Source organism: Clostridioides sp. ES-S-0006-03 (genome assembly GCF_020662275.1).
GTDB lineage: Bacteria > Bacillota > Clostridia > Peptostreptococcales > Peptostreptococcaceae > Clostridioides.
On record NZ_JADGMM010000013.1, the window covers coordinates 104,044 to 117,750 of the forward strand.

Here is a 13,707-nt window from a genome sequence, read left to right on the forward strand (position 1 = left end):
TCTAAGTTAAATGGATATTATGTTTGAGTTAATTCTAGTGAATATCTTGTAAATTCTTTTTTAACAATGTTAAGAAGTATGTTGTAAAACTAATAAAAAATTATAATATTACAAATAAAAAAAGCATACCATTCAAACTGAATGGTATGCTTTTTCTATATTTATAACTATTATTTTTGTATAATTGTAAATTTTATTTTTAATTTACTTATTTTATATTAAAGAACTTCTTCGCATTTTCTTTAGTAATTTTACACACTTCCTCATAAGATATTCCTTTTTCTTGAGCTATTTTATCTGCAACAAAAGCTACTTGAGAAGGATTATTTCTCTTTCCTCTATGTGGTTCTGGTGACATATATGGTGAATCAGTTTCTATAAACAGTCTTTCTAGAGGTATCTCTCTTACAACTTCTCTAGTTTTTTTATTATTTTTAAAAGTAACTGTTCCTGGAATTGATATATAGCATCCCATTTTAACATATTCTCTAGCTAATTCCACATTACCACTATAACAATGAAGCACACAACCTATTTCAGGACTCTTAGTGTTTTTTATTATCTCAAAAGTATCCGCATGTGCATCTCTATCATGTATTATTATTGGAAGCTTTAACTCATTAGCTAGTTCAATTTGTTTCTTAAACCACTCTTTTTGCTCTTCTCTTGGAGAATAATCATAATAATAATCTAACCCAATCTCTCCTATAGCCACAACCTTTTCATTTTCAGTTGCAAGTCTTCTTAGAGTGTCTATTGCTGTATCATCTAGTTTTGATACATCATGTGGATGTACCCCAACTGCCGAATATATAAAGTCATATTTTTTTGATAGTTCAATTGCTGTTATAGAAGTTTCTATATCTGCTCCTGGATTTACAACCAAATCTACACCTTTTTCTTTTAATGAACCAATAAGTTCATCTCTATCTTCATCAAAACTTTCATCATTTAAATGTGCATGTGAGTCAAATAACATTTTTTATCTCCTTACTGTTTAATTGCCTATTAGCGAACCTCGCATCCATCCTTGGCACCTTGTGTAAATGGTAGAACATAAGGGTCACCATCATCTCCTGCTGCTAATATCATCCCTTGAGATTCTACACCTCTTAACTTAACTGGTTTTAAGTTACATACCACTGTAACCTCTTTACCAACTAAATCTTCTGGTTTATAGTATTCAGCTATTCCAGACACTATTTGTCTTGTTTCTGGTCCAATCTTAACTTGTGATACTAATAATTTATTTGCTTTTGGATGCTTTTCACAACTTATTATTTTTCCTACTCTAAGCTCTATTTTATCCAAATCATCAATAGTAATTTCTTCTTTATGCTCTAAAGGTTTTTCTTCTACTGGAGGTTTCCCAGAAAACATTTTAGTTAATTCTTCTATTTCTTTTTCTACATCTAGTCTTGGGAATAAAGGTTCGCCTTTAAACACTTTTACGTTTTCTCCAATAAGACCAAATGTCTTTGTGCTTTCCCATGTAGTTATATCATCTTGACCTTGTATTCCTATATGTGCATATATCTTATTAGCAGTTTCATTCATTATAGGATTTATTAGTGTTGCAATTATTCTTATAGATTCACATAAATTATATAAAACTGTATCTAATTCATCTTTTTTACTTTCATCTTTAGCAAGCACCCAAGGCATAGTCTCATCTATATATTTATTAGTTCTTCTAACTAGTTTCCATACACTCTCTAATGCTTCATGGAATTGCATTTTATCCATTTCAGCCTCAAAATTTTCTCTAGTTGATACAGCTTGCTCTTTTAAATCAGCATCAAAATCAGTTGAAGTTTTTACTGTTGGTATTATACCACCGTTGTATTTTTCAACCATTGCTACAGTTCTACTTACTAAGTTTCCTAAATCATTTGCTAGGTCATAATTTATTCTTGTTACAAAATTTCTATGAGTATAACTTCCATCTTGACCAAATGCAAACTCTCTTAATAAGAAATATTTAAGAGTATCTATTCCATATCTTTCTATTATTGGCTCTGGATAAACAACATTACCCTTTGATTTACTCATTTTATCATCAGCAAACAATATCCATCCATGACCAAATACTTGTTTTGGAACTTCTAAACCTAAAGCCATTAAAAGTGCTGGCCATATTATTGTATGGAATCTCACTATCTCTTTACCTACTATTTGAACATTTGCAGGCCAATATTTTTTAAATTCTTCATCATTATCTGTCATATATCCTAATGCTGTTATATAGTTACATAAAGCATCTACCCATACATAAATTACATGCTTTTCATCAAAAGGAACTTTTATTCCCCAGTCAAAAGTTGTTCTTGTTACACTTAAATCTTCCAGCCCTTTATCTAAGAAATTTGCCACCATTTCATTTTTTCTAGCAGCTGGGAAACAGAAACTATCGTCTTTAAATAACTCTTTTAATCTATCTTCATATTTAGATAATCTAAAGAAATAAGATTCTTCTTTTACTAAGTATGTTTCTCTTCCACAATCAGGACATTTGTTTCCTTCTAATAACTGTGATTCTGTCCAGAAACTCTCACAAGGAGTACAATATCTACCTTCATACTCTCCTTTGTATATATCACCTTGTTCATATAACTTAGTAAATATTTTTTGTATTATATCTGTATGTCTTTTTTCTGTTGTTCTTATAAAATCGTCATAAGATATATCCATAGTATTCCATAATGCTTTTATATCTTTTATCATTCCATCAAGGTATTCTATTTCTGACATTCCTTGTTCTATTGCTTTCTTTTGTATTTTTTCACCATGTTCATCTGTTCCTGTCAAAAACTTTACATCATATCCACAGAAACGTTTAAATCTAGCTATTGTATCTGCAGCTACTGTTGAGTAAGTATGACCTATGTGTAATCCTCCACTTGGATAGTATATTGGTGTTGTTACATAAAAACTCGGTTTGCTCATATTACTTACCTCCTAATTTTTTATCGTTCATAATTATATATATTTCATTTAAAATAATAAAAAATCGCCTCCTATGATTTAACATAGGGGCGAGATTATTCACGGTACCACCCTAATTCATCTATAACGATTATGTTTCACATGAAATGTAGAAATTAACTTTATAGATACCTTAGTAGACTATAACGTGCCTAACCGTTTTACCTTAGCATATATGCTCAGATAAAAAGCTCCAAGACCATCTTCAATAAATCTTTTTACACTAGCTTTCACCTAACCTAGCTCTCTGATAGAAAAAATCCTTATCTACTCTTCTTTTCATAGCTTATAATTCATATTACAATTTATTTCTATATAATCACTATATTATAAAATTTTTCCCACATTGTCAACAAATTATACAAATATTACATAGCAAATAAAAACTGCTGCTATAACTCCTGCAACATGACTAATCATAGCGCATGACAATGTATGTCTAGTATTTTTTATCTTTAAACTCCCATAATAGATTGCCATTGTATAAAAAATAGTCTCAGAAGAGCCTACAATTGTAGCACCCATTTTTTCTACTAAACTGCCTATTCCAACTCTATGTGCAAGTTCGCTATACATTCCCAAGGCACCACTTCCAGATAAAGGTTTTACACTTATTAAACCTATTAATTCTTTTGGTATACTCATCATATTTGCTATTGGTGTAAATAACCATTCTAACATATCAAGGCCTTTACCAGTTTTAAATATTCCTATTGCTAAAAATATACCTATTATATAAGGTAAAATATCCCATGCAGCCTTTAAACCATCAATTGCCCCTTTTACAAAACTATCATATACATCTATTTTTTTATATTTACCATAAACTACTATGTACAAAATTATTACTGGTATAAGTAAGTTTGAAAATACTTCCATATATCTACATCCCCTTTATCTATATCTTCTTTGAAAAAATTTACATGTTATTATTGCTATTGCTGTAGATATTATGGTTGCAAATAAAGTTGTAAAAATTATTTCACTTGGGTTTTGAGCTCCCATATCCATTCTTAATTTAATTATAGTAAATGGAATTATCTGTATAGATGATATGTTTATTACCATAAACATAATCATATCATTGGTAGCTGTATCTTTTTTGTTATTTAAAGTCTGAAGCTCACTCATTGCTTTTAAGCCAAATGCTGTTGCACCATTACCAGCACCCAACATGTTCAAGGCAATATTCATAACTATATAAGACATTGCTTTGTGACCTTTTGGAATAGAAGGAAACAATCTTCTCATTATAGGATTTAATTTCTGACCTATTTTTTCAATCAAGCCTGACTCTTTTGCAATATTCATTATACCCATCCAGAGTGCCATAATACCAGCTAGACTTATTGCAAATTCTATACCTTTTGATGTTTCACTCAATATAACTTTATTTAATTCTCCCATATTTTTAGAAATCAAACTTCCTATTATTCCTATTGATACCATGTAAAACCATATTTTTCCTATTATAATCAACCTCCTCTTTAAATAATTTTATGATAGTTAGGTAATACTTTATACTTGAAAGTTGTACTATATTATGTTTTAGTATAAGTGTGGGAGTTTTTATAATTTTTAATATTTAATAATAATTAAGGAGAGAAATAATGAGAAATCTAACACTTCTTACTGATTTATATCAGCTTACTATGTTAAATGGCTATTTTGAAAAAAATATTCACGAAGACATTGTTGTATTCGATATGTTTTTTAGAAAAAACGCTTGTGATGGAGGGTATACTATAGTTTGTGGTATTGATCAGGTTGTTGAATACATAGATAACCTTCATTTTTCAGATGAAGATTTGGAGTACTTAAAAAGCTTAAATTTATTTTCTGACAAGTTTTTAAAATTTTTGAAAGAGTTTAAGTTTACAGGAGATATTTATGCTGTTGAAGAAGGGACTATAATGTTCCCTAATGAGCCATTGATTACTGTTAAAGCACCCTTGTATCAAGCTCAACTTATTGAAACAGCATTGTTGACAATAGTCAATTTTCAATCTCTTATTGCTACGAAAGCATCTAGAGTTTGCTTTGCAGCTCAAGGAGATACTGTACTTGAATTTGGATTACGTCGTGCACAAGGTCCAGATGCAGGTATATATGGAGCTAGAGCTGCTGTAATTGGTGGCTGTTCTGGAACTGCAAACGTATTAGCTGGAAAGATGTTTGATGTTCCTATAATTGGTACACATGCTCATAGTTGGGTACAAAAATTTGATACTGAGCTTGAAGCATTCCAAGCATATGCTGATGTTTATCCAGATAAATGCCTACTACTTGTGGATACTTATGATGTATTAAATAGTGGTGTACCTAACGCAATAAAAGTCTTCAAAAATATTTCTGAAAAAGGATACAAACCTATGGGTATAAGACTAGACTCTGGAGATTTAGCTTATCTATCTAAAGAAGCAAAGAAACAACTCGATAGTGCTGGTTTTTCAGATATTAGTATAACTGCATCTAATGACCTTGATGAATACACTATAACATCACTTAAGGCAGAAGGAGCTACTATAAATTCATGGGGAGTAGGTACGAAACTCATTACATCTTTCGATTCACCTTCTCTTGGAGGAGTTTACAAATTAGCTGCATCTTGTGAAAAAGGAACGCTTGAACCTAAGATAAAGATTTCTGAAAATCCAGAAAAAATAAATAATCCTGGTTACAAGAAAGTTATAAGAATATATAACGAGGACAATAAAGCAGAGGCAGATTTAATTATGTTACATGATGAAGTTATAGATGAATCTAAACCTTTAGAAATCTTCCATCCTACATATACATGGAAAACGAAGACGTTTACAAATTATAAAGTTAAAGAGCTTCTTAAGCCATTGTATATAAAAGGAATATGCAAATATAATAAAAAACCTGTTCTTGAAATAAGAAATCATGTACAATATGAATTAAGTACTATCTGGGAACAATACAAAAGACTTTCGAATCCACACATTTACAAGGTTGATTTATCTAGAGATCTTTGGTATTTAAAAACAAAAATGATAGATTCTAAAAAAGTTTTATAGGCATTAATTATTTTTATTTAAGGGGGACTGTTTATTTATGGATGTTACAGATTACAGAATCATAGAAATTTTACAGGATGATGGGAGAATTTCTATGAAGGACTTAGGAAAAATAGTTGGTTTAACTTCTCCTGCAGTTTCAGAAAGAGTCAAGAGATTAGAAGAATCTGGTGTTATAGAAGGATATAAAGCAATTGTTAATCCAGATTCATTAGGTAGAGTTATAAAAGCGTTTATTCACATATCTCTTCCAAGTAATGGATATACAGAATTCATTGAGTCTGCTGGAAAGGACCCTAGAATTGTAGAATGTCACCACATAACAGGTGATGATTGCTTACTTTTAAAAGTTATTGTAAAAGATATGTATGAATTAGAAAACGTGATTGATACTATAAAGAAAATAGGTTCTACCAAGACATCTGTTATATTATCAACACCGATACAAGCAAAATCAATATTGTAAGATAAATTGAACATTAATGGTTTATTCGCTAATACACCATTAAATATTTTTAATAAAATTTTAAGTTTTGATGTAAAAAAAGTTGTCTTTTTTAATTCTATTAAAGACAACTTCTTTTAGGTTTTTAAAGTTTGTATATTTTAAATTTAAATCAATTGTATAAGTCTTAAATTATATTAACTAAATAAGTCTTAAATTATATTAACTAACTTTATACATTTGTATAATTACTCTTATATAAGTAATTTGTTAGAATATATTCCATATAGGTCTTTAATACTCCTACTTCTTCATCCTTGCCTAATAATTTTATAGTAGATACTATATCTGCATATCCAAGTAATATTATACCTATAGTATCTTCATCTACTAAATTAAATACATTAGCTAACTCTTTTTTACTCAAATCATTTTTCTTATATAAAGATAAAAGTGTCATATGATATCTTACATATTTACTTATAAGTTTATATGTCTGTATTGATAACTCTAAATTTGTACCCATATTATTTACTATTTGTGCACCTATTTTTTCATGATTTGTAAAATGAACTCTACCTGTTTCATCTAAAGTTACACTATCTGGCTTTCCTATATCATGTAAAAAGATTCCTAACTTTAATGCTTGTGACTTATTTATTTCATCATCAATATATAAATTCAAATAATTTGACACATGTTCTCTCAAATGATTTGGAAAAAATTCTTTGTCATTTAGCACTACTTCTAATTCTTTTAATGCATTTATAGAATGTTCAAAACAGTTAACAACATGATATTTACATTCTCCTACAGATTTCATTGCTTTTACTTTAGGGATTGCTTTTTCTAGTTCATTCTTTTTATCCAACTCTATAAACGTTTTATGTGTATCTTTCCTTTTTAAACTCTCTATTATAATTTTTCCTATTTCCATAAAATCACCTCAGATTCAGGTTTTATAAATCCAGAACTTGTTTATAAACAATATCCTTTTTTAATTTTCTATCTTTACAAACTACTTTTATTGCATCTTTTTTGTTCATACCACTTTCAATTAACTTTAAAACATATTCTCTATCTGTAAGAGCATCATAATCTCTTTTTTCTGATTTTTCACCATAGAAACCTTCTACTATTAATACAAACTCTCCTCTTACTTCGTTTTCTTCAAATATTTTTATAACAGTTTCTATATCTTCTCTTATTATCTCTTGATATTTTTTTGTGAGCTCTCTATTTACAGAAATTTTTCTATTTCCAAGAATTTTAAGCATATCTTTTAGTGTATCCTTCAATCTATGTGGTGATTCATAAAAAATTATAGTTCTGCTTTCCTCTTTTATTTCTTCTAGCTGTTGTCTTCTAACTTTTTTATCTCTATCCAAAAAACCTTCAAAAACAAATTTATGTGTATCCATACCAGAGCCAACCAACGCTGTTACAAATGCTGTTGCTCCTGGTAATACTTCTATCTCTATATTATTTTGTATGGACTGTCTTATTATCTCTTCTCCTGGGTCAGATATACCAGGCATACCTGCGTCACTTATTAAAGCTATGTTTTCTCCATCAATTAATTTATTGATTAAATAATCGCCTTTTGAATCTTTATTGTGCTCATGATAGCTAGTCAAAGGTTTTGAGATTTCAAAATGATTTAAAAGCTTTATACTGTGTCTTGTATCTTCTGCCGCAATTAAATCTACTTCTTTTAAGATTCTTAAAGTCCTATACGTTATATCCTCTAAATTTCCAATTGGTGTTGGACATATGTACAATTTTCCACTCATCTATAACTCTCCTATATCTTCATTATTATATATTGATTTTAATTCTTCTGTATAATTACCATCTTCTCCATAGACATATAGTGGGTCTAATATCTTAAGCTCTGGTCTGCCATCTTTTACAAATTGAACCAAAACCAAATTAGGTGCTTTTTTAGGTCTTGGATGAACAAACTGAATAACTTTTGGCTCTAATCTGTATTTTCTCCCTAAAGTTATTATATCAACCAATCTTGTTGGTCTATGTATCATGAAAAATTTACCTCTAGGCATAACTAATCTAGATGCGGTCTTTATTACATCCTCTAGATTACATTTTACTTCATGCCTTGATATTGCTTTTTTATCATTTGGATTTTTTATACCATCAATATGCATATATGGAGGATTTGATGTAACTACATGATATCCATTAACTTCCAAAACTTTGTCTATTGATTTTATATCTCCATTTATAATCTCAACTCTTTCTTCCAAATTATTTAGTTTTATAGAACGAGTTGCCATTTCATATACATCATCTTGTATTTCTACACCAATAATTTTCTTAGCTTCACTTTTACCTGCAATTAGAACTGGTATAATTCCTGTACCAGTGCCTAAATCAACAACTTTAGCATCTTTTTTTACTTTTGCAAAATTAGCTAATAAAACAGCGTCTATACCAAAACAAAACCCATTAGTATCTTGTATAATTTTAAGACCTTTTAATTGTAAATCGTCGATTCTCTCTGAATCTTTTAATTGTATGCCCATATATAACTCTCCTCAAATATTAGTAGCTCTAAGCATTAATTGCTTTAAAAAAGGTAGGAGAAGCCCTACCTTAAATTTAATCTTCTAATTTCTTTAACTCCTTTAGTGTAGCTTCATCTAATCCATCATTGCCCTTGCATTTACCACCACAGCCCTCACACTTTTTAGGCTCTTTAAGTATTTTTATATCTTCTCTTGTATATATTTTTACTGTTTTGTCTTGGAATTCCACTTTGATTTGTTCTAGCAAAGGATTTACCTCTACAACTTTTCCTTTTCCATCATCTGATTGCACCAATGCACCCACAACAGGCATTTTTTCTATTGCTTCACTATATACATCATGTTCATATTTTAAGCAACAGAATAATCTTCCACATATACCAGATATCTTTGTTGGATTTAAAGATAAGCTTTGGTCTTTTGCCATTTTTATTGAAACTGGTTGAAAATCACCTAACCAAGAAGAACAGCAAAGCTTTCTACCACAAGGTCCTAGACCTCCTATAGACTTTGCCTCATCTCTAACACCGATTTGTCTAAGTTCTATTCTAGTCTTAAATATGGCAGCTAAATCTTTTACTAATTCTCTAAAATCTATTCTACCTTCTGCTGTAAAGTAAAAAATCAATTTATTTCTATCAAATGTATATTCGCAATCTATTAAAAACATTGTTAACTCATGTTCTTTTATCTTTTGTTGACATAATTCAAAAGTCTCTTTTGCTTTTTCCTTATTTTCTAAATATATTTTCTTATCTTCTTCTGTAGCTATTCTTATAATTGGCTTTAAAGGAGAAACTAATTCGCTCTCGTCCATTTCTTTTGGCCCAACCACTACTTTACCATACTCTAAACCTCTTGCAGTTTCTACAACTACATCCATATCTTGCTCTATATTAAAATCAACAGGGTCAAAATAATATATTTTCCCCGCACTTTTAAACCTAATTCCTACTATTTTTATCATTTAATCACCTCGTATATATTTAAAGACATAACTTGTATGCTTATATTGAAATTACAATTACTTTTAATTTTAGTCTTTGTACCTTCTATTATATCAATAATTTTAGATAATTGAGAATAACTAATTTTTCCACTCATGTTTTGGATAAAAACTAGCTTATCTATATTTATTAACATATCTCTATTTACATTTTCTTTTAATAAAATAATGTCTCTAAAATAGTTTATCATAATATCCAATAAACTTATAATCTGATTTCTATATTTCTCCATGTTATTTGGTATATTTAGAATCTCTACTATATTTTTATCTAGCATTATTTGGATATATTGTTGTATATCGTCCCTCATTACTGAAAACTCAGCCGACTGAGATAAGTCTAAAGCATTTTCAATACTACCTCTTGAAAAAGTGGCCAATATTTGGGCTCTTTCTTCTTCTATGCCCTTATTTATTAAATAAGTTTTTAAATCTGCTATTGGTATAGGCGAAAACTTTATTATGTCACATCTAGATTTTATCGTTTCTAATAATGATTCTTTATTATTTGTGACTAAAATTATTATAGCGTAACTTGGAGGCTCCTCTAATGTCTTTAAAAGGGCATTTTGAGCTTCTACCGTCATCTTTTCAGCATTATTTATTATATATATTTTATAGTCTTTATGAGGTCGTACTACTATATCTGATTGTAAGTTTCTAATCTGAGCTATTTTTATACTATTTCCATCTGGATTTATAAGTACATAGTCTGGACTATTTTCTAGATTTACATAGTCAAGTAACAATTTTGATAGCTCATCAGCAAATTTCTTTTTTCCTATTCCATCTATTCCTTCAAACATATACGCATTATTAAGTTTATTTTTATTTATAGAATTTATTAAATATTTTTTTGCAAAATCTTGTCCTATAATATTTTCAAAATACATATTTATCTCTCCATAGATTTTATTGAATCAAGAACTATTTCATAAACTTCATTATGTATACTTTCAATACTTCTTAATTTATTATTTGAAACACAATTTATTTTTTTCCAATCATATTTATCTGCTATATATAGAGCATTATTATAAGATTTCTTTAAATACTCTATATCACTTTCATGAATATCTTTCTCTTTTTCTCCTGTAATTTTGTTTTTTCTATTCTCCATAAGTTTTTCACTAAACTCAATAGGAACATCTAAAAATACAACACAATCAGGTTGAGGTATTTTAAATAAATTAAATTCATAATCAGCCAGCCAGTTAAGATATTCCTCTCTATCAGCAATGTCCATTTTAGAAGCTTGGTGCACCATATTAGAGGTTGTATATCTATCAGCGATAATTATTCCACCTTTATTATAAAATTCCTCCCAATCGGTTTTAAATGATGCATATCTATCCGCTGTAAAAAAAGTTGATGCTATATATGGGTCTACATCTGAGGCATTTTTACCAAAATCCCCTCTCAAATACATTTTTACCAAAGCAGATGATTGAGACTCATAGTTTGGATATTCTACCTTCTTAATCATATAGCCTTCTTTTTTTAGTCTTTCATATAATTTTTTTGTTTGAGTTGCCTTTCCACTCGCATCTGAACCACTCTCTATAATTATTAACTTACCTCTCATTTTAATATCCTCCATCTAAACATTTTGCCTATTTTAGTATATTATTCAAATAAATTTATATATAAATATTCTATAGATTCTTCATAGTAATCCTACTTTATATATGTTCTAAATCTATTATTTCTATAAAATTTAAAGTCATATCTTTAAGTCCACTTATAACCATACCTTTAGAACTACAAAACTTTAAATAATCTATTATTTCTTTACTTATTATTTCGCCAGGGGATATTATATTTATCCCTGGTGGATATGGTACTATAGATTCTCCACATACTTTACCTATGCTGTCATATATTTTAACACTTTTTTTAGTTTTATAAAATGCTTCTCTAGGTGTTAATATTTTCTGTGGAATATCAACAGGATATTTTATGTTATCTAGTTTTGTAGATTTAAATTCTTTTATTACAATATCATCTAATGCCGTTTCTAAACTAATGAAATCTTGAGTACTATTTCCTATTGTACAGATTAATAGAACGCCATAATAATTAGACAACTCTACCTGTATATTATATTTTTTTCTTAAGATATTTTCTAATTCATATCCTGTTAATCCTATATTTTTAGCAGATATGAATACTTTTGTTTTATCATTTGTACTATATATTTCAAGATTTTTATTAACATTATTTTTGAAATTTTGGATATTATCTAAAAGTTCTTCCATTAATTCCTTGCCTTTATTTTCATATATATCTACAGCTAATTCTAGTGAAGATAATAATAAGTAAGAAGGACTTGAAGATTCAGTAATTCTTAACATGTTTGAAATTTTATCTAAGTCAACTCTATCTTCCTGTACATGTATCATTGATGATTGAGTAAAAGATGGAAGTGTTTTATGAGTACTTTGTATAACCACGTCTGCACCTTGCTCAAGAGCTGTTTTAGGAAGTTTCTCACTAAGTCCTAAATGTGCACCATGTGCTTCATCTACTATTACTACCATATTTTTGCTATGTGCGTAATTACAGATATATTCCAAATCATATGTCATTCCATAGTATGTAGGATATGTAAGCAATATTGCTTTTGCATCTAAGTTTTTATCTATTATATCAATTACATTTATTACATTCACACCTTTTAAAATATTAGTATTTTTGCATATTTCGCAAGGAATATATTCTATATCTACATCACCCAAAATACATCCGTTTATAACAGATTGGTGACAGTCTCTATTCACAATTATTTTACTTTTAGGATTACACACTGACATTATTGCAGATTGGATGCCACAACTGCTTCCATTTATTAAATAATATGTATAATCACTTTTAAATACCATTGCAGTATTTTCTTGAGAGACTTTTATAATTCCTTCTGGGGAATGTAAATTATCTGTCCCTATTATCTCAGTTGTATCCATTTTATACAAATTTTCTAATACATTTATATATCCTAATTTTTCATATATTTTTCCCTTTTTATGTCCAGGCATATGAAAAGATATCACTTCTTTATTTACAATTTCACTCAGTTCATTAATTATAAACATATATTACTCCTTTTTCCCTATTGTTACCACTTGTTTGAAAACTTCGATTCCTATCTATTTTACCATTAAAAAAGATACAAATTAATATTTTTATAAAATAAAATACCTCATTCTAAATATTTAGAATGAGGTATTTAATATAAAAAAGTAAAAATTGAATTATTCTCTGTCATCAGACATTAAACTTGGTATTAAATACAATCCAGCTAGACCCACAACAAAGTATATTATTCTACTTATCATTTCATATGTTCCACCGAAAATGCTACCTATTAAATCTGTTCCTAGAATACCAATTGCTCCCCAGTTAAGTGCACCAATTATAGCTAAAACTAAAGCAACTTTCTTCATTCATATCACTCCTTAAGAATTAAATTTTTATGATAATCCATAATTCCTGTGTTTAGTTTTCCCAAAATGAAAAAAGAAATACGTAATTTTTTTGTTTTTTTTGACAAAAATAAAAAAAATTACGTGGCTACGTCCTACTCTCCCAGGCAGTTTCCCACCAAGTACCATCAGCGCTAGAGAGCTTAACTTCTGTGTTCGGAATGGGAACAGGTGTATCCTCTCTGCTATTGTAACCACA

The 13,707-nt window shown here is 28.8% G+C and carries 14 protein-coding genes, 1 rRNA gene and 1 other annotated feature; of the genes, 2 read left to right on the forward strand and 13 right to left on the reverse strand.

The features are described from left to right. Positions 1-208: 208 nt before the first annotated feature. The 4 genes from IR151_RS15930 to IR151_RS15945 all read right to left on the reverse strand — a co-directional run bounded on the left by IR151_RS15930 (position 209) and on the right by IR151_RS15945 (position 4,464). Positions 209-979 (reverse strand): TatD family hydrolase, encoded by a 771-nt coding sequence (locus tag IR151_RS15930; RefSeq protein WP_227436369.1) that lies wholly within the window; start codon positions 977-979, stop codon positions 209-211. Positions 980-1,008: 29 nt separating this feature from the next. Then, a complete protein-coding gene (gene metG / locus IR151_RS15935) occupies positions 1,009-2,946 on the reverse strand; it encodes a methionine--tRNA ligase (RefSeq protein ID WP_227436371.1) in 1,938 nt (645 codons plus the stop codon). 82 nt (positions 2,947-3,028) lie between these two features. After that, positions 3,029-3,277 (reverse strand) — a binding site (T-box leader). 65 nt (positions 3,278-3,342) lie between these two features. Continuing rightward, complete coding sequence (locus tag IR151_RS15940) at positions 3,343-3,864, reverse strand: spore maturation protein (protein ID WP_227436373.1); 522 nt, start codon at positions 3,862-3,864, stop codon at positions 3,343-3,345. 15 nt (positions 3,865-3,879) lie between these two features. Continuing rightward, a complete protein-coding gene (locus tag IR151_RS15945; RefSeq protein WP_227436375.1) occupies positions 3,880-4,464 on the reverse strand; it encodes a nucleoside recognition domain-containing protein in 585 nt (194 codons plus the stop codon). Positions 4,465-4,595: 131 nt separating this feature from the next. Here IR151_RS15945 and IR151_RS15950 point away from each other — a divergent pair, with 131 nt between their 5' ends. Both IR151_RS15950 and IR151_RS15955 read left to right on the forward strand, forming a co-directional pair. Beyond that, positions 4,596-6,026, forward strand: a complete 1,431-nt coding sequence (locus IR151_RS15950; protein WP_227436377.1) for a nicotinate phosphoribosyltransferase — start codon at positions 4,596-4,598, stop codon at positions 6,024-6,026. A gap of 37 nt (positions 6,027-6,063) precedes the next feature. Further along, positions 6,064-6,492 carry an Lrp/AsnC family transcriptional regulator gene (locus tag IR151_RS15955; RefSeq protein ID WP_021386461.1) on the forward strand — a complete coding sequence of 143 codons (429 nt, stop codon included), beginning with the start codon at positions 6,064-6,066 and terminating at the stop codon, positions 6,490-6,492. Positions 6,493-6,703: 211 nt separating this feature from the next. On the opposite strand, the gene IR151_RS15960 is transcribed toward IR151_RS15955, so the two are convergent. The 9 genes from IR151_RS15960 to rrf all read right to left on the reverse strand — a co-directional run bounded on the left by IR151_RS15960 (position 6,704) and on the right by rrf (position 13,707). After that, a complete protein-coding gene (locus IR151_RS15960) occupies positions 6,704-7,408 on the reverse strand; it encodes an HDIG domain-containing metalloprotein (protein WP_227436379.1) in 705 nt (234 codons plus the stop codon). 22 nt (positions 7,409-7,430) lie between these two features. Next, the gene (gene rsmI / locus IR151_RS15965; RefSeq protein ID WP_227436381.1) at positions 7,431-8,264 is read right to left on the reverse strand and encodes a 16S rRNA (cytidine(1402)-2'-O)-methyltransferase; all 834 of its coding nucleotides are present in this window, start codon (positions 8,262-8,264) and stop codon (positions 7,431-7,433) included. Beyond that, positions 8,265-9,017 (reverse strand): tRNA1(Val) (adenine(37)-N6)-methyltransferase, encoded by a 753-nt coding sequence (locus IR151_RS15970; RefSeq protein ID WP_227436384.1) that lies wholly within the window; start codon positions 9,015-9,017, stop codon positions 8,265-8,267. A 76-nt stretch (positions 9,018-9,093) separates the two neighbouring features. Next, positions 9,094-9,987, reverse strand: coding sequence for a stage 0 sporulation family protein (locus IR151_RS15975; RefSeq protein WP_227436386.1), 894 nt, complete (start codon positions 9,985-9,987; stop codon positions 9,094-9,096). Continuing rightward, positions 9,984-10,919, reverse strand: a complete 936-nt coding sequence (locus tag IR151_RS15980; protein ID WP_227436388.1) for an ATP-binding protein — start codon at positions 10,917-10,919, stop codon at positions 9,984-9,986. The genes IR151_RS15975 and IR151_RS15980 overlap by 4 nt, the downstream gene beginning before the upstream one ends. Before the next feature lie 2 nt (positions 10,920-10,921). Beyond that, the gene (locus tag IR151_RS15985) at positions 10,922-11,611 is read right to left on the reverse strand and encodes a dTMP kinase (protein WP_227436391.1); all 690 of its coding nucleotides are present in this window, start codon (positions 11,609-11,611) and stop codon (positions 10,922-10,924) included. Positions 11,612-11,708: 97 nt separating this feature from the next. After that, entirely contained in the window at positions 11,709-13,118 is a 1,410-nt protein-coding gene (locus IR151_RS15990) for an aminotransferase class I/II-fold pyridoxal phosphate-dependent enzyme (protein ID WP_227436393.1), read from the reverse strand. Positions 13,119-13,277: 159 nt separating this feature from the next. Then, the gene (locus tag IR151_RS15995) at positions 13,278-13,469 is read right to left on the reverse strand and encodes a DUF378 domain-containing protein (RefSeq protein ID WP_227436395.1); all 192 of its coding nucleotides are present in this window, start codon (positions 13,467-13,469) and stop codon (positions 13,278-13,280) included. Positions 13,470-13,590: 121 nt separating this feature from the next. Continuing rightward, positions 13,591-13,707: ribosomal RNA gene (gene rrf, locus IR151_RS16000) — 5S ribosomal RNA — on the reverse strand.